This is a genomic window from Streptomyces sp. NPDC093586 (genome assembly GCF_044764905.1).
GTDB lineage: Bacteria > Actinomycetota > Actinomycetes > Streptomycetales > Streptomycetaceae > Streptomyces.
In genome coordinates, this window is sequence record NZ_JBIWJA010000021.1 from 118,915 (window position 1) to 139,698 (window position 20,784).

The following is a 20,784-nucleotide window of genomic DNA, read 5'->3' on the forward strand; positions in this document are numbered from 1 at the left end:
CGGCACGGCGCGGGCCGCCCCCGTGTGCGGGGGACGGGCCGTGCCGTGCCGGGCCGGTGAGGTACCGCTCAGCCCACGGACGAGTAGGCGACCACTCCGCGCAGCAGCCCGTCGACCGCCTTGCGCGCGTTCTTCGGGACCGTCGAGCCCTCGCGGGGCGCGGCCGCGGCGATCTGGCCGAGGACGTCGATGACCTGCTTGCACCAGCGCACGAAGTCGCCGGCCGGCATCTCCGCCTCGCGCAGCACCTCGTCGAGACCCTTGCCGGACGCCCACTCGTACGCGGCCCAGGCGAAGCCGAGGTCGGGCTCGCGCTGGCCGACGCCCTCGGTCTGGCTGATCCGGAACTCCTCCTCCAGGGCGTCCAGCCGTCCCCAGATGCGCACCGTCTCGCCGAGCGCCGCCTTGGCCTTGCCCGAGGGCACCTTCGGCGCCATCGCGTCGTCGGCGACCCGCGACTCGTAGACCAGCGCCGAGACGCAGGCGGCGAGTTCGGCCGGGGAGAGTCCCTCCCAGACGCCCTCGCGCAGGCACTCGCTGGCGAGCAGGTCGAGTTCGCCGTACAGCCGGGCGAGCCGCTTGCCGTGCTCGGTGACCTCGTCGCCGCGCAGGTAGTCCATCTCGGTCAGCAGGGCGACGATGCGGTCGAAGGTGCGGGCGATGGTGTTCGTCCGTCCCTCGATCCGCCGCTCCAGCTGGGAGGTGTCCCGCAGCAGACGGTGGTAGCGCTCGGCCCAGCGGGCGTGGTCCTCGCGGTCGTCGCAGCCGTGGCAGGGATGGGCGCGGATGGCCTTGCGCAGCCGGGCGATCTCCCGGTCGTCGGCCGCCTGGGCCCGCTTCTTGCGGGCCCGCTCCGGCGGGATGTGCCCCGCCTTGGTGCGCAGCGCGGAGGCGAGGTCCCGGCGGGACTGCGGCGAGCGCGGGTTGAAGGACTTCGGGATCCGCATCCGCTCCAGCGCCTCGACCGGCACCGGGAAGTCCATCGACGCCAGCCGCTTGACCTGCCGCTCGGCGGTGAGCACCAGCGGGCGCGGCCCGTCGTGGTGCTCGAAGCCGCGGTGACCGTTGGAACGTCCGGCGGGCAGGCCCGGGTCCAGCACCAGGGCGAGACCGGCGTACTTGCCCGTCGGGACGTGGATGACGTCGCCCGGCTTCAGCTTCTCCAGCGCCACGGCGGCCTCGGCGCGCCGCTGGGCGACGCCCTGCCGGGCCAGCTCGGTCTCGCGGTCCTTCAGCTCGCGGCGCAGCCGCGCGTACTCGTCGAAGTCGCCGAGGTGGCAGGTCATGGAGGCCTTGTAGCCCTCCAGCCCCTCCTCGTTGCGCTGGACCTGCCGGGAGATCCCGACCACCGACTTGTCGGCCTGGAACTGCGCGAAGGAGGTCTCCAGCAGCTCCCGCGAGCGGTGCCGGCCGAACTGCTCGACCAGGTTGACCGCCATGTTGTACGACGGCCGGAAGCTGGAGCGCAGCGGGTACGTGCGGGTGCCGGCGAGACCGGCGAGGTGCTCGGGGCTCATGCCGCGCTGCCACAGCACGACGGCGTGGCCCTCGACGTCGATGCCGCGCCGGCCGGCCCGGCCCGTGAGCTGCGTGTACTCGCCGGGGGTGATGTCGGCGTGCTGCTCGCCGTTCCACTTGACCAGCTTCTCCAGCACCACCGAGCGAGCGGGCATGTTGATGCCGAGGGCGAGGGTCTCGGTGGCGAAGACGGCCTTGACCAGGCCGCGCACGAAGAGCTCCTCCACGACCTCCTTGAAGGTCGGCAGCATGCCCGCGTGGTGGGCGGCGATGCCCCGCTCCAGTCCCTCCAGCCACTCGTAGTAGCCCAGGACGTGCAGGTCCTCGGCGGGGATGGAGGCGGTGCGCTCCTCCACGAGGGCGCGTACCTTCGCGCGCGCCTCGTCGTCGTTGAGCCGCAGTCCGGCGTACAGGCACTGCTGGACCGCGGACTCGCAGGCTGCGCGGCTGAAGATGAACGTGATCGCGGGCAGCAGGCCCTCGGCGTCGAGCCGCTCGATGACCTCGGGCCGGCCCGGCGTCCAGATGCGGGAGCGCTGCCGGCGCTCGCGTTCGCGGTCGGCCTCGCGCATGTGCCGGCCGCGGCGGCGATCCTGGTACGAGGGGCGGGTCGCCTCCATGCGCGCCATGCGCATGAGGTCGGGGTTGACGGCCTTCTTGTGGCCCTCGCCCTCCTCGAACAGGTCGTACATGCGGCGCCCGGCCAGCACGTGCTGGAACAGCGGCACCGGACGGTGTTCGGAGACGATCACCTGGGTGTCGCCGCGCACCGTGTCCAGCCAGTCGCCGAACTCCTCGGCGTTCGACACGGTCGCCGACAGCGACACCAGGGTCACCGACTCGGGGAGGTGGATGATCACTTCCTCCCACACGGCGCCGCGGAAGCGGTCGGAGAGGTAGTGCACCTCGTCCATCACCACGTAGCCGAGGCCCAGGAGGGTCTGCGAGCCCGCGTACAGCATGTTCCGCAGGACCTCGGTGGTCATCACGACCACCGGGGCGTCGGAGTTCACGCTGTTGTCGCCGGTGAGCAGACCCACCCTGTCGGCGCCGTAGCGGCGGCACAGGTCGGCGTACTTCTGGTTCGACAGGGCCTTGATGGGTGTCGTGTAGAAGCACTTCTTGCCCTGCTGGAGGGCGAGGTGGACGGCGAACTCGCCGACGATCGTCTTGCCGGAACCGGTGGGCGCGGCGACCAGCACGCCCTTGCCGGCCTCGAGCGCCTGGCAGGCCTCGATCTGGAAGGGGTCGAGGCCGAAGTCGTACATCTCGCGGAAGGACGCGAGCGCGGTGGCCTGCTCGGCAGCGCGCTGACGGGCTGCCGCGTACCGCTCGGCCGGGGAGAGATCCTCTGTCATCGTACTTTCGAGCGTACCGGGCCCCGCTGACATCGGGACGATCTTTATCCGGGCCCGGCCCCGGGCCCCGGCGTGCCGGCAGCCGGCGGGGACACGCCGAGGGGCCGGACGGTCCTCCGTCCGGCCCCTCGCGCACACCGCCGCCGGGGTCAGGTCACGTCGTCGTAGCCGTTGTACCGGGCCGACGGGGTGCCGTCGGCCCCGCTCGCCTGCTGGGGCAGGGCCCGCGACGCCGTCACGGGCTCGATCTCGCCGACGGGTTCCGGGGTGAGGTCGAGCGGCGACGCCTCGTCGTCGTCGAGTTCGGCGTCGGGATCGGCACGGCGCCGGCGCCTGTCGTTGAGCACGGAGAACCCGACCGCCAGGAAGTACAGGACGACGATCGGTCCCGCGAGCGCGATCATGCCGACGGGGTCGGTGGTGGGCGTCGCCACGGCGCCGAAGACGAAGACGCCCATCACGACGCCACGCCACCAGCCGGCCATCCTGCGGCCGGTGACGGCACCGGCGACATTGAGCATGACGAGCACCAGGGGGAGCTCGAAGGCACCGCCGAAGATCAGGATCATCCGGACGATGAAGTCCAGGATCTTGTCCATCGGCAGGATGTTCGCCGAACCGTCCGGCGTGATCCCCAGCAGCACGCGCATGCTGATGGGCATGATCGTGTACGCGAGCCAGCCACCGCCCAGGAAGAGGGGTACGGCCGCCGCCACGAACCAGTACGTGTACTTCCGCTCGTGCTGGTGCAGGCCCGGCGCCACGAACGCCCAGAGCTGGTAGAGCCAGACCGGGCTGGAGATGATGATGCCCGCCATCAGGCACACCTTCACCGTCGTGGTGAAGGGCGACAGCAGGTCGGTGTAGGCGATGACGGCGCAGGCGCCGCCGGTGGACTCACCCAGGCCGTCGGTGCAGCGCGGCACGGGGTCCATGAGGAAGCTCATCAGCTGCTGGCTGTAGAAGGCGGCCACCACGGTGACGACCGTGATCGCCAGCAAGCCTTTCGCGAGCCGGTTGCGCAGCTCGCGCAAGTGCTCCACGAGGGGCATCCGCCCCTCGGGATCCTTTTCTTTCTTGCGGGCAGACTTGAGCAACCCACATCCTCATCTCGTGCGATGGACCGGTCACCACCGGTCCTGCGTCAGCGCTTGGTCGTGTCCGTCGGCTCGGTGACCGGGCGCGAGCTGGTCACGTCACCGGGGGCGGCCTGGATGGTGCGCTGCGTCGCGGACTGCTCCGGGTTCGGCGGATCGGCGGGGGCGGCGGACTTGTTCTCGTCCTTCATCGCCTTCGCCTCGCTCTTGAGGATGCGCGCGGACTTGCCGAGCGAGCGCGCCATGTCCGGGAGCTTCTTCGCGCCGAACAACAGGATGACGACGACGAGAATAAGAATGATCTCGGTAGGTCCGAGCCTTCCCATAAGTTTTACCTTCTCACCGAGGCGGCTGGGTGGGGGTGCTGTCCGATCCGTCGGACAGGTGTCCGACCGACCGTGTTGTGCAGCGATCGTAACGCCCAGGGGTAAACGTGAGGCAATCCCCGTGCGTACTCCCGTCCGCGTCCGGGCCTCGTTTTCCGGACCGCGATCAGCAGCGTACCCCCCTGAACCTGCGAGGTGACAGGTGAAGCCGCCCGGGACGCCGCTCACGGGCGGCCGTCGGGTCCCTCCCGGAGTGCGGCAGGACTCACAGGGCGTCCGCGGAGCGGGCGGCGCTCTCCGCCGCGCGCTCCAGGTCCGCGGCGGCCCGGCCGATCCGGGACGCCGAGTCCGTCACCTGCCGGCCCAGGCGCCGTGCCTCCACGAACACCCGTGCAGCGAACACCGCGAGAACGGCGAGACCCAGGAAACCCACGGCAACCGCGAACATCGGCCAGAACATGACGTCGAGCCTAGACCGTCCCGCGGACCGGTCGTGAACGCGGGACGGTCAGACGGTGGAGTGCAGCCGCAGGGTCCTGACCCCGCCTCCGGTGAGCAGTTCCACGATCCGCTCCCCCGCGGGCTTGCGGACGACCGATCCGCACTCGGGGCACGTGAACGAGTAGAACGTGGTGCGGCTCGTGGCGCCGATGGCCAGGCGCAGGGCGCTCGCGGCGAGTTCGAAACGGCTCCGGCAGTCGGGGCAGCCGGCCCGGAAGACGACCGGGGAGACACGTCTCATCCCGGCGAACGCGGACGCCGCCGTCATGCCCGGCCGACCGGGCCCGGTCGCTTCGCTCACCGTCCCCGCTCCCGCCTGTCCGGTTCGGTGCCCGGCCCGTCGGGCACCGCGGGTTCCTGCGCCGGTGCCGCGGCGGCCTCGATCCCGTCGTACGCCGCGAGGGCCTCGCGGGCGGCCTGCCGGGCGCTGTCGGCGAGCTCGGGCGGGGACACGATCCGGCCGTCGCGACCGAGCCGGAGCGCCAGCCTCCGCAGGGACGCCGGGTCGGGCGTGCGCAGGGTGATGCGCAGGCCGCCCTCGGGCAGCTCCTGTGCGCTGTCGTGCGGGTAGTACTCGGCGACCCAGCGTCCGCCCGGGCCGACCTCCACGACGACCTCGGGGTCCTCCGCGGCGGGCTGCACCAGCGCCTCGGACAGGTCCCGCAGCTCCACCTCCGGCGGGGCGGCCGGCTCGTCCAGGATCCGGATCTCGGCGACCCGGTCGAGCCGGAAGGTGCGCCGGGCCTCGGAGCGGCGGCACCAGGCCTCCACGTACGTGTGTCCGACACTGACCAGGCGGATGGGGTCGATCTCGCGCTCGGTGAGCTCGTCGCGGGCCGGCGAGTAGTAGCGGATCCACAGGCGCCGGCGCTCGGAGATCGCCCGGTCGACGTCGGCGAAGACACCGCCCTCGGACTCGAAGGTGACGGACAGGCGCGAGCTGGCGCCCGCGGCCTCGCCGGCCGCCGTCTCCACCTTGGCGGTCGCCCGCAGCAGCGCCTGCCGGTCGCCCTCGCGCAGCCCGGGCAGGGTCGCCACGGCACGGGCTGCGACCAGCAGCGCGGTGGCCTCGTCGGCGGCGAGCCGCAGCGGCTCGGCCGCGTCCGCTCCCAGGGCCGCGGGGTTGTGCCACCAGATGCGCTCGCCGTCGGTGTCGATGTCGAGCAGATCGCCGCCGCGGAAGCTGGTGCCGCACATGGGCAGCACGTCGAGGTCGGAGACCAGCTCGTCCTCGGTGATGCCGAAGGCGCGCGCGACGTCCTCGACACGGGCACCGGGGCGCTCGCGCAGATACGTCACCAGGGACAGCATCCGTCGGGTCTGGTCGATGGCGTTCACGGGCCTGACCGGTTTGCCTGCCACTGTGTTGTCCGCTCCCCCTCAGCCCTTGGCCACGGCACGCAGCCGGTCCAGCACGTCCGCACGCAGCTCCGCGGGCTCCAGGACCACCACGTCCGGCCCGAACTCCACCAGCCAGGCGTCCAGACCGTGCCCGTACGGAATCTCCAGTTCGTCCCAGCCGTCGCCGGCTTCCCGGACGGCGGTGGCCTTCGCCCGCAGGGGATAGCCCGCGCCCGCGCGCAGCCGGATCAGCGCGGAGCGGTCGGCGGTCTCCCCCGCCCAGCTCGCCACCGTCTCACGGACGGTGACGACGTCCGGCACGGGAGCGGTGAACCGCGATCCGCGCGAGCGCACCTTGCCGGTGATCCGCGACAGCCGGAAGACCCGCTCCGCGCCGCGGTCACGGTCGAACCCGGCCAGGTACCAGTGGCCGCGCCAGCACTCCAGGGCCCACGGCTCGACGTGCCGGGGCTCGGGCTGCGCGGCGTTGGCCTTGCGGTAGTCGAAGAGGACCGGCCGGCGGTCGCGGCAGGCCAGCATCAGCGGCTCGAAGGCGGCCTCGTGCACGGGGATGCGCGGCTCGAGCGCGCTGTGCGCCTCGTAGGGGTCGACGTCCTCGGGCAGCCCGGCCGCCCGCAGCTTCTGCAGCGCGCCGCTGGCGGCGCCGGCGAGCCTGGCCTGCTGCCAGACCTTGGCGGCGAGCCCGAGGGCGGCGGCCTCCTCGGCGTCCAGGGTGATGGGCGGCAGCCGGTTGCTGTCGCGGCGGGCCAGGTAGCCGATCTCGCCGTCGAGGCCCTCGACGGTCTCGATGACCAGGCCGAGTTCCCGCAGGTCGTCCTTGTCCCGCTCGAACATGCGGTTGAAGGAGTCGTCGGATCCCGCCTCGAGGTAGGCCTCGATGGAGTCACGCAGCTCGCGCTTGCTGAGTGGCCGCCGTGTCCCGAGCAGACACAGCGCCAGGTTCATCAGCCGCTCGGCCTTGGCAATGGCCATCGACGCCCTTCTCCCTATGGTGCTTACGACGGATGACCGTACCGCCCCGCGGTGGCGCGGCAAAAGCCGAGGGCCCATGCCCGGACAGGCATGGACCCCAGGTGACCGGCTTCCGCCGGATTCCGGTCGGACTGCGATCAGACCCCGAGCAGGTCGACCACGAAGATCAGCGTCTCGCCGGGCTGGATCGCCGGGGTCGGGCTCTGGTTGCCGTAGGCGAGGTGGGCGGGAATGGTCAGCTGGCGGCGGCCGCCGACCTTCATGCCCTGCACGCCCTGGTCCCAGCCCTTGATGACACGGCCGCCACCGAGCGGGAAGCGGAACGGCGTACCGCGGTTCCAGCTGGCGTCGAACTCCTCGCCCGTGCTGAAGGCCACGCCCACGTAGTGGACGGTCACGGTCTGACCGGCCTGCGCGACCGGGCCGTCGCCCTCCCAGATGTCCTTGATCTCGAGGTCCGCCGGGGGCTCGCCGCCCGGGAAGTCGATCTCGGGCTTGTCGATGCTCACGTCTCTAGCTCCTGCTTGTCTGTCGGAAGGCAACGCCCAAGTCTTACATCCCCGCGGGTCACATCTTCGCGAGGATGTCGACCGAGAAGACCAGCGTGGAGTCCTTCTCGATGCCGCTGCCCTGCGGCGGGTTGTCGCCGTACCCCAGGTCCGGCGGGATGACGATCAGGACGCGGCTGCCGACCTTCTTGCCGGTCAGGCCCTGCGCCCAGCCCTTGACGACCTGCTGGAGCGAGAAGGACGTCAGCTGCTTCCTGCCGTACGTGGAGTCGAACTCCTTGCCGCCGTCCCACACCACGCCCTTGTACTGGACGAGCACGGTGTTCTGCGCGCCGACCTCGGGCCCGTCGCCCTCGATGACGTAGTTCGCCACGAGCTTCTTCGGCGCCGCCGCATCGGGCACCTCGATGGAGGGCGCCGCGCCGTCGGTGTTGGTGCCGACCTCGGGCAGCGCCGCGTCGTCCTGCGGGACCTCCTTGCCCTTGGCGGAGCTCTTGGCGTTGAAGGTGTCCTTCACGTCGACCACGAACACCAGGGTGTCGGTGCCCTTGATGCCCGCCTGCTCGCTGCCCTGCTCGCCGTATCCGTAGGCCGGCGGGACGGAGAACTCGATCCGGCTGCCGGTCTTCTTGCCCGCGAGCGCGTACCGCCAGCCGTCGATGATGCTGCCCTGCGCCAACTGGATGACGATCGGCGTCTTGCGGTCGTAGGAGTTGTCGAAGACCTTCGCGCTGTCCCAGATCTGGCCCAGGTAGTCGGCCGCCAGGAAGTCGTTCTCGGCGACCGCCTTGCCGCCGCCGGCGATCACCGTCTTCACCGCGAGGTCCTTGGACGGCTCGCCGCTGCCCTTGGCGACGGTCGGCTTCTCCCCGAACTTCGTGCCCGCCGTGATCGCCGGCAGCGGGCCGTCGACGATCTTCGGACGCGGCGGCGCGGAGGTGTCCGACGCCTGGGGCGTCGCGCTGTCGCTGGCCTTGCTCGAGCCGGAGTCCTCGTCACCGCATGCGGCGAGCGTGACCAGTCCGGCGGGAACGGCGATGAGGAGGGAGCGTCGGCGCACGGTGGGGGCCTCGTAATCGGTATCGGTCGATCTTGTCTGCTGGCGTGCGCGCAACTCTACGGCGTGAGAAGGGCACCGCACGGATAACGTACGGTGCCCGTGTGGCGTTCCGGGCCCTTCGGGCACGGACGCCTTCTCGGTTCGTCCCGGTCACATTCCGGCGATCAGCTTCTCCACCCGGTCGTCCACCGAACGGAACGGGTCCTTGCACAACACGGTGCGCTGTGCCTGGTCGTTGAGCTTGAGGTGGACCCAGTCGACGGTGAAGTCCCGGCGCTGTTCCTGGGCCCGCCGGATGAAGTCGCCGCGCAGCCGGGCCCGAGTGGTCTGCGGCGGTACGGACTTGCCCTCGAAGATCTTCAAGTCGTTGGCGACCCGGGCGGCCTGGCCCTTCTTCTCGAGCAGGTAGTACAGACCACGACGGCGGTGGATGTCGTGGTAGGCGAGGTCTATCTGCGCGACCCGCGGGTGGGACATGGTCATGTTGTGCTTGGCCCGGTACCGCTCGAGGAGCTTGTACTTCATGACCCAGTCGATCTCGGTGCCGATGCGGTCGAGGTCCTCGGCCTCGATCGCGTCCAGCGTGCGGCCCCACAGCTCCAGCACCCGCTCGACGGTGCCGGTGCGGATGCCGCGGCGCTCGCAGAAGTCCACGGCCTTCTCGTAGTACTCCCGCTGCACCTCCAGCGCGGACGCCTCCCGGCCGCTGGCCAGGCGCACCTTGCGCCGCCCGGTGATGTCGTGGCTGACCTCGCGGATCGCCCGGATGGGGTTCTCCAGGGTGAGGTCGCGCATCACCGTGCCCGCCTCGATCATGCGCAGCACCAGGTCGGTGGCGCCGACCTTGAGCAGCATGGTCGTCTCGGACATGTTGGAGTCGCCCACGATGACGTGCAGGCGCCGGTAGCGCTCGGCGTCGGCGTGCGGTTCGTCGCGGGTGTTGATGATCGGCCGGGAACGGGTGGTGGCCGAGGAGACGCCTTCCCAGATGTGCTCGGCCCGCTGGCTGACGCAGTACACGGCGCCGCGCGGCGTCTGCAGCACCTTGCCGGCGCCGCAGAGCAGCTGCCTCGTCACCAGGAACGGGATGAGGATGTCCGCGAGCCGGGAGAACTCCCCGTGCCGGGCCACCAGATAGTTCTCGTGGCACCCGTAGGAGTTTCCCGCGGAGTCGGTGTTGTTCTTGAAGAGGTAGACGTCGCCCGCGATTCCCTCCTCGTGCAGGCGTCGTTCGGCGTCCACCAGGAGTCCTTCGAGAATGCGCTCGCCCGCCTTGTCGTGGGTGACGAGTTCGATCACGTTGTCACATTCGGGTGTCGCGTATTCCGGATGTGATCCCACGTCGAGATAGAGGCGGGCCCCGTTGCGCAGAAAGACATTGCTGCTGCGGCCCCATGACACGACACGGCGGAAGAGGTACCGCGCCACCTCGTCAGGCGACAGGCGGCGCTGTCCCCTGAACGTGCACGTGACGCCGTACTCGTTCTCCAGCCCGAAAATGCGGCGGTCCATGACTGAACATTACGCCTGATGACCCGAACTGAAACGGGGTTCGACGGCACGGTTCGGATCATTTTCCGATGAAGCCGCAACCACCGCCGCCGGGGCGGGAGCTGCGAGAACCCGTCCCGTGCACGCCAGCACGAGCAGCGACACGACGCCGGCCGCCCCGGGCACGGCGAAGCCCCACAGCGCCCCGCCCGCCTCGACGACCGGCCCGGCGAGACCCGTACCCACCGAGGCTCCCACGGTGAACGTCGTCACCAGCCAGGAGAACGCCTCCGTCACCGTGCCCCGCGGCGCGTGCCGGTCCACCAGGACGAACGCGCAGGCGATGCACGGTGCGAGGAAGACACCCGCGACCGCGGTCAGCAGCACCATGGCGAACGCGCCCGGCATCAGCATCAGCGGCAGGTAACAGACCGCCAGGAGGGCCACCAGGAACCGCAGTCGACGCGCGGGGTCACCGGCCCACTGCCGGGCCCCGTAGACGGCCCCGCCGACCAGCGCGCCGAGCCCGAGGGCGGCCATCAGCCAGCCGTAGACGGCGTCGCCGCCGTGGTCGTCCGCGTAGGGCACGGAGGCCACGGTGATGGACCCGAGCGCCATGCCGATGAACAGGAACGCTCCCAGCAGCGCCAGCAGGCCGGGCGAACGCAGCGCGCCCAGCCAGTGCGCCTCGCGCGGAGCGGACCGCCACGCGCGCGAGGGGGGCGACACGACCACGGACAGGGCGCCCAGCACACCCACCGCGTTCAGCACGAGCAGTGCCACCAGCGGCGACCACAGCGACACGCACACCGTCACGAGCAGCGGGCCGACGGTGAACATGACCTCCTGCGCCACGGCGTCCATGGCGTACGCCGTGTGCACCTGGTCCTCCTCGCGGAGCACGCTCGGCCACAGCGCCCGCAGTCCGCCCTCCAGCGGGGGCGTGAACAGCCCCGCGGCACCCACGGCCCCGTACGCGAGCACCGCCGGCCCGGTGCCGGCGAACGCGAAGACCGTCATGGCCAGCCCCGACAGCACGGCGGCCGGCAGCTGCACCCGGGGCTGCCCGTGCAGATCGACGAGCCGCCCCAGCACGGGCTGCCCGACGGCGTTGGCGACGCCGTACACGGCGGCCAGGGCCCCCGCGAGGCTGTACGAGCCGCCCTCGGCCCGTACGAACAGCACGATCGCGATCGCCGCGGTGGCGTTGGGCAGCCGCCCCACGAGCGTGCCGACGAGCAGCCGTACGGCGTGCCGCGCCCGGAGGATGTCCAGGTATCCGGCGACCACGACCCACCTCCTTCGCATGGGACCTCGATGAGGTTTTACGTATAACTTCCTCGGTCATACGTACCATGTCCGCTGTTCACGAGTCCAGACGAAAGCGCAGGCGAACGGTGGCACGAGGCAGCACCCGCCCCACCAGCCGGGACGTGGCCCAGGCCGCCGGCGTCTCCCAGGCCGCGGTCTCCCTGGTCCTCGGTGACAAGTGGCGCGGCCGGGTGTCGGAGCCCACCGCCCAGCGCGTCCGCGAGGCCGCCCGGGCGCTCGGCTACCGCCCGAACCTCGCCGCCCGCAACCTCCGCCTGGGCCGCACCCGCACGGTCCTGCTGGTCGTCCCCGCGCTGACCACCGAGTTCTTCGCCGGCGTCTACACCGGCGCCGCCCGCGTCGCCGCCGAGCACGGCTTCGGAGTGGTCCTCTACCCCTCCCCCGAGGGCGTCGGGCCGGCCCGGGACCCCTTCGCCTCCGCCCAGGCCGCCCTGGACGGCGTCATCGCGTCCTCCATGGCGGCCGACGCGCTCACCGCCATCCGCGGCGACCAGCTCCCGCTGGTCATGCTGGACAGCGACCCGGAGGGCAGCCTGGGCGCCGCGACGGTCAACCTGGACATCGCGGACGCCGTCCGTCAGATCGCGGAGCACCTGCTGCTGCTGGGTCACCGCCACTTCCTCCACCTCGCGGCGGACGTCCCGTCCTGGACGTTCGAGGTCCGCGCGCGGGAGCTCGCGGCACGGCTGGACACCGTCCCCGGCACCACGCTGCGCACCGCGAGGGCCCCCATCTCGATCGAGGGCGCGCTGGCGGCCACGGAGGCCGCGCTCGCGGTCCCCGGGCCGTGCCCGACGGCGCTGGTCTGCGACGACGACAAGCTGGCGGTCGGCGCGTACAAGGCGGCCCGCCGCGCGGGGCTCCGCATCCCCGACGACCTCTCGGTCACGGGCCTGGACGACCTCGGCCTGGCCACCGCCGTCGACCCCGAGCTGACGACGGTCCGCCTGGACGCGGAGCTGTTCGGTGAACGGGGGATGCGGGCGCTGCTGGCGGTCCTGGAGGGCCGGGTGCCCGAGGCCGGCGACATCCCGGTGGCCCTGGTCGTACGGGGCTCCACGGCACCACCGCGGTGCGTTGCCCGACGGTGACGGATCACCCGGCGCGCGTGCCGACCGGGCCGGGGCCGACGTTCACAAGGCACCCGGTGTAGGCGCGGGCGCGGGGTGGGTGGCGTGGCCCGGTGCTGCGGGGTGCCTCCCCCGGAGGGGGTACCCCCAGCGCCCACCCTCCCCACGCTCGACTTCGCTCGCGCGGGGGGACCGCGGGGGGGGGACCTCCATCGCCCCTGGGGCACATCCCAGGCCGTTCAGGCACTGGAGGAGGCACGACTGCCCGCAGCTGGGGCGGCGTAGCGCGACAGGTCTTGGCGGACGGGGTGACAGCGGTCAGTCGCGTACGGCGGGAAGGGGACGTGTCGGGGGGTGTCCGCCCGCAGCGGTTGGCGCGTCCACGCCCCGCCTGCTCGTAAGGGACCGATTCCGCGCCGTTCCGAGGACGGACACCCCCCGGCGCGGCCCCGACCCACAAGACCACGCACCGCGCCACCCGCACCCCCACAGACACGCGCAGGCCGCCGCAGGCATCCCGCGGCGGCCGACGGCGACGAGGGGGCGGACTACTCCTCCGCCCCGTCCTCCTCCTCGGACGTGGCCGTGGACGCGGCACCGGCCCCGCTCGCTCCCGCCTCCAGGAGCCGCGACAGCTGCCCGCCCACGATCCGCTTGAACTTCCGCTTCTGCGGACGCGTACGGTCCAGCACGGCGACCTCCAGCCGCTCCGCCGGAATCTCCCGCTCGCTGCCGTTCGTGTCCCGGGACAGCGCCTGCACCGCCAGCTTCAGCGCCTCGGCCAGCGTCATGCCGTCCCGGTGCCGCTGATCCAGGTACCCGCTGATCTGCTCCGCGTTGCCCCCGACCGCGACCGAGCCGTGCTCGTCCACGATCGAGCCGTCGTGCGGCAGCCGGTAGATCTGGTCGCCCTCGGGACTGTCCCCGACCTCGGCGACGACCAGCTCCACCTCGTACGGCTTCTCGGCCGAGCTGGAGAAGATCGTGCCCAGCGTCTGGGCGTACACGTTCGCCAGGCCCCGGGCCGTCACATCGTCACGGTCGTACGTGTAACCGCGCAGGTCGGCGTACCGCACCCCGCCGATGCGCAGGTTCTCGTACTCGTTGTACTTGCCGGCGGCCGCGAAGCCGATCCGGTCGTAGATCTCGCTGAACTTGTGCAGCGCACGGGACGGGTTCTCACCGACGAACACGATGCCGTCGGCGTACTGCAGCACGACCAGGCTGCGGCCACGGGCGATGCCCTTGCGGGCGTACTCCGCCCGGTCGGCCATCGCCTGCTGGGGTGAGACATAGAACGGCGTCGACACCGGTTATCCGTCCCTTTCTGTCGAAATCACTGGACCATCTGCCCTCAACACGACGACGCGACCGCTACAGCAGCGCGGCCCGCGGCCCGTCGGGCTGCTCCAGCCGCCGGTCGAGGACCGAGCGGGCGAGCCGCGAGCTCTCGTCCTCGCTCAGCCGGCGGAAGCCGTCCTCGGTGATCACAGTGATGATCGGATAGATCCGGCGCGCGACGTCGGGACCGCCGGTCGCCGAGTCGTCGTCCGCCGCGTCGTACAGCGCCTGGACCACGAGCGTCGTGGCCTCTTCCTCGGTCAGGTCCTCACGGAAGAGCTTCTTCATCGCCCCGCGCGCGAAGATCGAACCCGACCCCGTGGTCGCGAAGTGATGCTCCTCGGAGCGCCCGCCCGTCACGTCGTACGAGAAGATGCGGCCCTTGCCGCGGTCCACGTCGTACCCCGCGAACAACGGCACCACGGCCAGCCCCTGCATCGCCATGCCCAGGTTGGAGCGGATCATCGTCGACAGACGGTTCGCCTTGCCCTCCAGGGACAGCTGCGCGCCCTCGACCTTCTCGAAGTGCTCCAGCTCCAGCTGGAACAGCTTCACCATCTCCACGGCCAGACCCGCCGTGCCCGCGATGCCCACCGCCGAGTACTCGTCGGCCGGGAACACCTTCTCGATGTCCCGCTGCGCGATCATGTTGCCCATGGTGGCCCGCCGGTCACCGGCGAGCACGACACCGCCGGGGAACGTCACGGCCACGATCGTGGTGCCGTGCGGCGCCTCGACGACACCCTGCACCGGCGGCAGCTGCCGGTTGCCCGGGAGCAGCTCGGGCTGGTGCTCTCCCAGGAAGTCCATGAACGAAGAGGACCCAGGCGTCAGGAAGGCAGCTGGTAGACGCCCGGTGCTACGAGTGTTGGCTTCCACGCGATTCCTTCCACGTATGCAGCAGCCCGCCTTATGGCATCGGGCCGATCCTTGAACTGCCCCAGGGCTGCGTTACAGCTGAAGCACAGTACGCCACGGACCCTACCCGTCTCGTGGCAGTGATCCACATGTGCGGCGGGAGCCGCTAGACAGATGCAGCAGACGCCGCCCTGAGAAGCGATCAGCTCATCCCGCTGAGCTTCGGTGAGGCCGTAGTGGCGCTTGAGATGCCGCTCACGCCCCTGGACGGCCCGACACGCCTTGCAACGGGTCGACAGACCATCGGAGGCAGTCGCGTTGCGATGCCACTCACTGTGGGGCTTGATTTCGCCGCAGGCCCGACAGAGCTTGTGCCCGGCCGGAACGACCACCTTCTCGCGGACCGTCCGCCCCATGGCCTCCCGGCGGCGCCGGTAATGCTCGGCGCTGTACTCCGCCACGCACTCCCGACACCGCACCTGGAGGCCGTCACTGCGGTTCCTGTCCCGTGCGAATTGAGCGACGGGCAACTGTCGCTCACAGCCCGTGCATCGCTTCTCGCCCGCCACCCCAACCCCCACTTCCTTCATTTCGAAGGAATTTTCACCCCAGGACCTTCACTCGCCACCTTTTTGCACGAAGGACCTCACGAAATCCTCGGCGTTCTCCTCGAGTACGTCGTCGATCTCGTCGAGGACGGAGTCCACGTCGTCGCTGAGCTTCTCCTGGCGCTCCTTGAGGTCCTCGGATGCCTGCGCGTCCTGCGCCTGCTCCTCGACCTCCTCGGTGGAACGCGTGGCCTTCTGCTGGCCGCCGCCGGTGTCCTTGGTCGCCATAACCCTCACCCCGCTCGGTTCGCCCGACACAGTTGCTCGGTCAAGATCAGACCCTACAAGCCGGGTCCGACATCGGCCCCGCAGTTTCTCCAACGTGCGGGGGCCATCTCGATGGTTCCCGGACCGGGTGGCTTTCACCCCGTCCGGCGGTCTTCTCCGTGTACCCGTTCCGCGCCGTCACCCGCCGGACAGGACCCTCACCAGGTCGTCCGCGGTCCGGCAGCGGTCCAGGAGCTCCTTGACGTGATTACGCGTTCCGCGAAGCGGTTCCAGGGTTGGGACCCGCTGGAGGGAGTCCCGCCCCGGCAGATCGAAGATCACCGAGTCCCAGGAGGCCGCCGCGACGTCGTCCGCGTACTGCTCCAGGCAGCGCCCGCGGAAGTACGCCCGGGTGTCCTCCGGGGGCTTCGTACGGGCCCGCTCGACCTCCGTCTCGTCCAGCAGCCGCTTGATGCGGCCGCGGTCCACCAGGCGGTTGTACAGACCCTTGTCGGGCCGTACGTCGGCGTACTGGAGGTCGACGAGGTGCAGGCGGGCCGCGTCCCAGTCCAGGCTGTCCCGGCGCCGGTAGCCCTCCATGAGCTCCCGCTTGGCGACCCAGTCCAGCTCGCCGGCGAGGCTCATCGGGTCGTTCTCGAGCCGGTTGAGGGTGTCCTCCCAGCGGCCCAGGACGTCCTTGGTCTGCTCGTCGGCGTCCGCTCCGTAGCGTTCCTCGACGTACTTGCGCGCCAGCTCGTAGTACTCCATCTGGAGCTGCACCGCGGTGAGGGTGCGCCCGCTGCGGAGGGTGATGAGCTGCTGGAGGGTCGGGTCGTGCGAGACCTGGTGCAGTGTCCGTACCGGCTGGTCGACGGCCAGGTCGACGGCGATGAAGCCGTCCTCGATCATGGAGAGGACCAGGGCCGTCGTGCCCAGCTTGAGGTAGGTCGAGATCTCGGACAGGTTCGCGTCGCCGATGATCACGTGCAGGCGGCGGTACTTCTCCGCGTCCGCGTGCGGTTCGTCGCGCGTGTTGATGATGGGCCGTTTCAGCGTCGTCTCCAGGCCGACCTCGACCTCGAAGTAGTCGGCGCGCTGGCTGAGCTGGAAGCCGTGTTCGTGTCCGTCCTGGCCGATGCCGACGCGGCCGGCGCCGGTGACGACCTGGCGGGAGACGAAGAAGGGCGTCAGGTGGCGCACGATGTCCGAGAAGGCGGTTTCCCGCTTCATCAGGTAGTTCTCGTGCGTGCCGTAGGAGGCGCCCTTGTTGTCGGTGTTGTTCTTGTAGAGGTGGATCGGCTGGGCGCCGGGCAGCTGGGCCGCCCGTTCGGCCGCCTCGGCCATGATGCGCTCGCCGGCCTTGTCCCACAGCACGGCGTCCCGCGGGTTGGTGACCTCCGGCGCGCTGTACTCGGGGTGGGCGTGGTCGACGTAGAGCCGTGCTCCGTTGGTGAGGATGACGTTGGCCAGGCCGATGTCCTCGTCGGTGAGCTGGCTGGAGTCGGCTGCCTCGCGGGCGAGGTCGAAGCCTCGCGCGTCCCGCAGCGGGTTCTCCTCCTCGAAGTCCCAGCGGGCCCGGCGGGCCCGGTGCATCGCCGCCGCGTAGGCGTTGACGATCTGGGACGAGGTGAGCATGGCATTGGCGTTGGGGTGACCGGGGACGGAGATCCCGTACTCCGTCTCGATGCCCATTACTCGCCGTACGGTCATGCGGCCCTCCTTGCCCGGCGGCGCCCTCGGTCGTGGGCGCCGCTCACGTGGCGCTCCGGTGCGTGTGCGGTGCCCGTCCCCGCACTGCGCGACTCGGCGGTACGGAAGAGCCTAGAACGCCTTTGCGCTGGTGGGGAGATCATTTGCGTCATTGCCTTGCTCCAGCCGTGGCCCCGAAAAACAGTCGGCTGCGGGTACCCGCTGAGGGCACCCGCAGCCGCCCTGCCTTTTACAGGTACTGACCGGTGTTCGCCACCGTGTCGATGGAGCGTCCGGTGTCCGCACCCTGCTTTCCGGTGACGAGCGTACGGATGTAGACGATCCGCTCGCCCTTCTTTCCGGAGATGCGGGCCCAGTCGTCCGGGTTGGTGGTGTTGGGCAGGTCCTCGTTCTCCTTGAACTCGTCCACGCAGGCCTGGAGGAGGTGGGAGACGCGAAGGCCCTTCTGGTTCTTCTCCAGGAAGTCCTTGATCGCCATCTTCTTGGCGCGTCCGACGATGTTCTCGATCATGGCGCCGGAATTGAAGTCCTTGAAGTAGAGGACTTCCTTGTCGCCGTTGGCGTAGGTGACCTCCAGGAAGCGGTTCTCCTCGGATTCGGCGTACATGTGTTCCACCGCCGTCTGGATCATGCTCTGGACGGTGGCCGCCTTGTCCTTGTCGTGCTCCCTGAGGTCGTCCTCGTGGAGCGGGAGGCGCTCGGTGAGGTACTTGCCGAAGATGTCCTTGGCCGCTTCGGCGTCCGGACGTTCGATCTTGATCTTCACGTCGAGTCGGCCGGGCCGCAGGATGGCGGGGTCGATCATGTCCTCGCGGTTGGAGGCGCCGATCACGACCACGTTCTGCAGGCCCTCCACACCGTCGATCTCGGCGAGCAGCTGCGGGACGATGGTGTTCTCCACGTCCGAGCTGACGCCGGAGCCGCGGGTGCGGAAGAGGGACTCCATCTCGTCGAAGAAGACGATGACGGGGGTACCCTCACTGGCCTTCTCCCGTGCGCGCTGGAAGACGAGGCGGATCTGCCGCTCGGTCTCACCGACGTACTTGTTGAGGAGCTCGGGGCCCTTGATGTTGAGGAAGAAGCTCTTGCCGGCGGCCTGGCCGGTCACCTCGGCGACCTTCTTCGCCAGAGAATTGGCGACGGCCTTGGCGATGAGCGTCTTTCCGCATCCGGGGGGCCCGTAGAGCAGGACGCCCTTGGGCGGACGCAGCTCGTGCTCCCGGAACAGGTCGGGGTAGAGATAGGGGAGCTCGACCGCGTCGCGGATGGCCTCGATCTGTCCGCCGAGTCCACCGATCTGCTCGTAGCCGATGTCGGGGACCTCTTCGAGGACGAGTTCCTCGACCTCGCTCTTGGGCACGACCTCGTAGACGTATCCGGAGCGGGGTTCGAGCAGGAGGGCGTCGCCGGCGCGGATGGTGACGCCCCGCAGTGGCTCGGCGAGCCGGACCACGCGCTCCTCGTCGGTGTGCCCGAGCACGAGGGCCCGCTCGCCGTCCTCGAGGATCTCCTTGAGGGTGACGATGTCGCCGACGCTCTCGAACTCCATGGCCTCGACCACGTTGAGGGCTTCGTTGAGCATCACTTCCTGGCCGCGCCGGAGCTCGTCGAGCTCGACGCTCGGGCTGACGTTCACCCGGAGTTTACGGCCGCCGGTGAAGATGTCGGCGGTGCCGTCCTCGTTGGCCTGCAGGAAGACGCCGAAGCCGGCCGGCGGCTGCGCCAGCCGGTCGACCTCTTCCTTGAGGGCCACGATCTGGTCGCGGGCCTCGCGGAGTGTGCTGGCGAGTCGCTCGTTCTGGGCGGACACGCCGGCCAGGTTGGTCTGCAGCTCGACGATCCGCTCTTCGAGAATTCTCGTGTGCCGCGGAGAGTCGGCGAGCTTGCGTCGCAGGACGGCGATCTCCTGCTCAAGGTAGGCCATCTGCCCGGCCGGGTCCTCGGACCCGCGTCCCGGGCGGATGCCGCGGTTCATGTCGTCGTCGTTGGCTGCCACGGTCCTCACCTCCTCCAAGGGGAGCTGGACGCTTCCAGACCCTACCTGGGTCGGTGTCGATTGAAACCCCTAGATCACAAAGACTGTCGGGGTGTGTCCGATCTTCACCCTTGCGCTCTCCCTCACGCCAGGGGAATACCCATCGAACGTGACGGGAACCCCGGCGGGGGTAGGGTCGAAGCGTTCAACACCCGTCAGAGCTGGCCGGATTCCCGACCGGTTCGACGCAGGAAACGGCAGGAAGCAATGAGTGTGCAGCAGGAGGCCGGAGTCGACGGCGAGGCCCTCGAGGTCTGGATCGACCAGGACCTGTGTACCGGTGACGGCATCTGCGCGCAGTACGCGCCCGAGGTGTTCGAGCTGGACATCGACGGTCTGGCCTACGTCAAGGGCGCGGACGACGAGCTTCTGCAGGCCGAGGGCGCGACAACGCCCGTGCCCCTGCCGCTCCTGACGGACGTGGTCGACTCGGTGAAGGAGTGTCCGGGCGAGTGCATCCATGTACGTCGGGTTTCGGACAGGGTCGAGGTCTACGGCCCGGACGCAGAGTGACCGAACTGTGACACAAACGGCACGCTCAGTGACCGCAGTCTGTTGGGTCACGTCCCTCGCCGGGTCGTCGTCGTTCAGACGGTGCGTGCCTGGGACGGTGTGTCGCGGACGAACGCGCCGTTCTTCCACTGCCACTTCACGTCGTCGGTGACGTCCGGGCAGCAACTGGGCACGTCGGCCGACGAGTAGCCGAGGAGCCTGGCGAGGACCCCGCCGTCGCGCACCGAGAAGTCGGTGACGGTCCGGCGCTCCCGGGGGTCCACCAGGGTGGCCACCACACGGGACTTGCCGCTGTCGGAGTCCCGGGTGATGACGTAGACGCCGTCGGGTGGGGTGCCCATGGGCGCGTCGCAGTGCACGACGGCCACCGTCTCGGGCCGGCCGTCGCCGTCGAGGTCGCCGGACGCCTTCTTGTGCACCACGGCCTTGACCGGACCGCATTCCAGGGGGAACGCGACGGCCGCCGGGTCGGGCGGCGCGCTGTGCGCCGGGGCGGTCTTCGTCTCCGGTCCGGCGGCCTGGGCCGCCGTCGCGGCGTCCGGCTGCAGGACGGAGGAGAGGGCCACCACCGCGGCGAGAGCGGTGGCGGTGGCGACCCAGTGGATCGGCCGGGTGTGCGTGTGCGACAGGTCCGGAACGGCGGGGTGCTGCACGAGGAGTGTCTCCTGTGAGGGCTGTGCCGGTGGGGGTGGCCAGCATCGTGCCACACGTCACAGTACGGGGGAACGGCGGGGTGGGTACTCGCCCGGGCTCCGCGCCGGTCCACGGCCTGGGCCACGGCCCCGTGCCGCGGGCTCCGACCGGTGGTCCGTCAATGCGGCGGCGGGGGGGGGGGGGGGGGGGGGGGGGGGGGGGGGGGGGGCCCCCCCCCCGCCCGCGGGGGGGGGGGGGGGGGGGGGGGGGGGGGGGCCGGCGG

Annotated in this window: 20 protein-coding genes; 2 read left to right on the forward strand and 18 right to left on the reverse strand. The window is 70.5% G+C overall.

The genetic code is table 11. From position 1 onward, the window contains the following. Window positions 1–68 precede the first annotated feature (68 nt). The 11 genes from ACIRFH_RS22245 to ACIRFH_RS22295 all read right to left on the reverse strand — a co-directional run bounded on the left by ACIRFH_RS22245 (window position 69) and on the right by ACIRFH_RS22295 (window position 11,484). The gene (locus ACIRFH_RS22245; RefSeq protein ID WP_403523390.1) at window positions 69–2,876 is read right to left on the reverse strand and encodes a DEAD/DEAH box helicase; all 2,808 of its coding nucleotides are present in this window, start codon (window positions 2,874–2,876) and stop codon (window positions 69–71) included. Window positions 2,877–3,025: 149 nt separating this feature from the next. Beyond that, window positions 3,026–3,928, reverse strand: a complete 903-nt coding sequence (tatC, locus tag ACIRFH_RS22250; protein ID WP_403523393.1) for a twin-arginine translocase subunit TatC — start codon at window positions 3,926–3,928, stop codon at window positions 3,026–3,028. A 92-nt stretch (window positions 3,929–4,020) separates the two neighbouring features. Further along, complete coding sequence (gene tatA / locus ACIRFH_RS22255; protein ID WP_403523397.1) at window positions 4,021–4,299, reverse strand: Sec-independent protein translocase subunit TatA; 279 nt, start codon at window positions 4,297–4,299, stop codon at window positions 4,021–4,023. 265 nt (window positions 4,300–4,564) lie between these two features. After that, entirely contained in the window at window positions 4,565–4,759 is a 195-nt protein-coding gene (locus ACIRFH_RS22260) for a hypothetical protein (protein ID WP_403523400.1), read from the reverse strand. 48 nt (window positions 4,760–4,807) lie between these two features. Further along, window positions 4,808–5,068: a hypothetical protein gene (locus tag ACIRFH_RS22265; RefSeq protein WP_403523456.1), complete on the reverse strand. Its 261-nt coding sequence runs from the start codon at window positions 5,066–5,068 to the stop codon at window positions 4,808–4,810. Window positions 5,069–5,097: 29 nt separating this feature from the next. Then, entirely contained in the window at window positions 5,098–6,162 is a 1,065-nt protein-coding gene (locus tag ACIRFH_RS22270) for a helix-turn-helix transcriptional regulator (RefSeq protein ID WP_403523403.1), read from the reverse strand. Window positions 6,163–6,180: 18 nt separating this feature from the next. Then, window positions 6,181–7,134: a helix-turn-helix transcriptional regulator gene (locus ACIRFH_RS22275; RefSeq protein WP_403523405.1), complete on the reverse strand. Its 954-nt coding sequence runs from the start codon at window positions 7,132–7,134 to the stop codon at window positions 6,181–6,183. 137 nt (window positions 7,135–7,271) lie between these two features. Further along, window positions 7,272–7,643 (reverse strand): FKBP-type peptidyl-prolyl cis-trans isomerase, encoded by a 372-nt coding sequence (locus tag ACIRFH_RS22280; protein WP_351019895.1) that lies wholly within the window; start codon window positions 7,641–7,643, stop codon window positions 7,272–7,274. Between the two features lie 58 nt (window positions 7,644–7,701). Beyond that, window positions 7,702–8,703 carry an FKBP-type peptidyl-prolyl cis-trans isomerase gene (locus ACIRFH_RS22285; protein ID WP_403523408.1) on the reverse strand — a complete coding sequence of 334 codons (1,002 nt, stop codon included), beginning with the start codon at window positions 8,701–8,703 and terminating at the stop codon, window positions 7,702–7,704. Window positions 8,704–8,853: 150 nt separating this feature from the next. After that, window positions 8,854–10,215, reverse strand: a complete 1,362-nt coding sequence (pafA, locus tag ACIRFH_RS22290; protein ID WP_052837743.1) for a Pup--protein ligase — start codon at window positions 10,213–10,215, stop codon at window positions 8,854–8,856. A gap of 9 nt (window positions 10,216–10,224) precedes the next feature. Beyond that, entirely contained in the window at window positions 10,225–11,484 is a 1,260-nt protein-coding gene (locus tag ACIRFH_RS22295; RefSeq protein WP_403523411.1) for an MFS transporter, read from the reverse strand. Between the two features lie 107 nt (window positions 11,485–11,591). On the opposite strand from ACIRFH_RS22295, the gene ACIRFH_RS22300 reads away from it, so the two are divergent. After that, window positions 11,592–12,617: a LacI family DNA-binding transcriptional regulator gene (locus ACIRFH_RS22300; protein WP_403523413.1), complete on the forward strand. Its 1,026-nt coding sequence runs from the start codon at window positions 11,592–11,594 to the stop codon at window positions 12,615–12,617. 527 nt (window positions 12,618–13,144) lie between these two features. Here the strand turns inward: ACIRFH_RS22300 and prcA are convergent. The 6 genes from prcA to arc all read right to left on the reverse strand — a co-directional run bounded on the left by prcA (window position 13,145) and on the right by arc (window position 19,316). Further along, window positions 13,145–13,906 (reverse strand): proteasome subunit alpha, encoded by a 762-nt coding sequence (gene prcA, locus ACIRFH_RS22305; protein WP_403523416.1) that lies wholly within the window; start codon window positions 13,904–13,906, stop codon window positions 13,145–13,147. Between the two features lie 64 nt (window positions 13,907–13,970). Next, entirely contained in the window at window positions 13,971–14,816 is an 846-nt protein-coding gene (prcB, locus tag ACIRFH_RS22310; protein ID WP_403523419.1) for a proteasome subunit beta, read from the reverse strand. After that, window positions 14,768–15,385 carry an endonuclease VII domain-containing protein gene (locus ACIRFH_RS22315; RefSeq protein ID WP_403523421.1) on the reverse strand — a complete coding sequence of 206 codons (618 nt, stop codon included), beginning with the start codon at window positions 15,383–15,385 and terminating at the stop codon, window positions 14,768–14,770. The genes prcB and ACIRFH_RS22315 overlap by 49 nt, the downstream gene beginning before the upstream one ends. Before the next feature lie 27 nt (window positions 15,386–15,412). Then, complete coding sequence (locus ACIRFH_RS22320; RefSeq protein WP_011027899.1) at window positions 15,413–15,631, reverse strand: ubiquitin-like protein Pup; 219 nt, start codon at window positions 15,629–15,631, stop codon at window positions 15,413–15,415. Window positions 15,632–15,808: 177 nt separating this feature from the next. After that, window positions 15,809–17,320, reverse strand: coding sequence for a depupylase/deamidase Dop (gene dop, locus ACIRFH_RS22325; RefSeq protein WP_403523424.1), 1,512 nt, complete (start codon window positions 17,318–17,320; stop codon window positions 15,809–15,811). A 229-nt stretch (window positions 17,321–17,549) separates the two neighbouring features. Continuing rightward, window positions 17,550–19,316 (reverse strand): proteasome ATPase, encoded by a 1,767-nt coding sequence (arc, locus tag ACIRFH_RS22330; protein WP_403523427.1) that lies wholly within the window; start codon window positions 19,314–19,316, stop codon window positions 17,550–17,552. Between the two features lie 246 nt (window positions 19,317–19,562). On the opposite strand from arc, the gene ACIRFH_RS22335 reads away from it, so the two are divergent. Continuing rightward, complete coding sequence (locus ACIRFH_RS22335) at window positions 19,563–19,868, forward strand: ferredoxin (protein ID WP_403523430.1); 306 nt, start codon at window positions 19,563–19,565, stop codon at window positions 19,866–19,868. A 74-nt stretch (window positions 19,869–19,942) separates the two neighbouring features. On the opposite strand, the gene ACIRFH_RS22340 is transcribed toward ACIRFH_RS22335, so the two are convergent. Next, complete coding sequence (locus tag ACIRFH_RS22340; protein ID WP_403523433.1) at window positions 19,943–20,521, reverse strand: hypothetical protein; 579 nt, start codon at window positions 20,519–20,521, stop codon at window positions 19,943–19,945. Window positions 20,522–20,784 lie beyond the last annotated feature (263 nt).

What these genes read in the sequence shown, in the direction of transcription:
- ACIRFH_RS22275 (WP_403523405.1), bottom strand. Translation starts at nt 7,134, where the DNA reads ATGGCCATTGCCAAGGCCGAGCGGCTGATGAACCTGGCGCTGTGTCTG.
- pafA (WP_052837743.1), bottom strand. Translation starts at nt 10,215, where the DNA reads ATGGACCGCCGCATTTTCGGGCTGGAGAACGAGTACGGCGTCACGTGC.
- ACIRFH_RS22260 (WP_403523400.1), bottom strand. Translation starts at nt 4,759, where the DNA reads ATGTTCTGGCCGATGTTCGCGGTTGCCGTGGGTTTCCTGGGTCTCGCC.
- tatC (WP_403523393.1), bottom strand. Translation starts at nt 3,928, where the DNA reads ATGCCCCTCGTGGAGCACTTGCGCGAGCTGCGCAACCGGCTCGCGAAA.
- dop (WP_403523424.1), bottom strand. Translation starts at nt 17,320, where the DNA reads ATGACCGTACGGCGAGTAATGGGCATCGAGACGGAGTACGGGATCTCC.
- tatA (WP_403523397.1), bottom strand. Translation starts at nt 4,299, where the DNA reads ATGGGAAGGCTCGGACCTACCGAGATCATTCTTATTCTCGTCGTCGTC.
- ACIRFH_RS22265 (WP_403523456.1), bottom strand. Translation starts at nt 5,068, where the DNA reads ATGACGGCGGCGTCCGCGTTCGCCGGGATGAGACGTGTCTCCCCGGTC.
- ACIRFH_RS22335 (WP_403523430.1), top strand. Translation starts at nt 19,563, where the DNA reads ATGAGTGTGCAGCAGGAGGCCGGAGTCGACGGCGAGGCCCTCGAGGTC.
- ACIRFH_RS22245 (WP_403523390.1), bottom strand. Translation starts at nt 2,876, where the DNA reads ATGACAGAGGATCTCTCCCCGGCCGAGCGGTACGCGGCAGCCCGTCAG.
- ACIRFH_RS22315 (WP_403523421.1), bottom strand. Translation starts at nt 15,385, where the DNA reads ATGAAGGAAGTGGGGGTTGGGGTGGCGGGCGAGAAGCGATGCACGGGC.
- ACIRFH_RS22320 (WP_011027899.1), bottom strand. Translation starts at nt 15,631, where the DNA reads ATGGCGACCAAGGACACCGGCGGCGGCCAGCAGAAGGCCACGCGTTCC.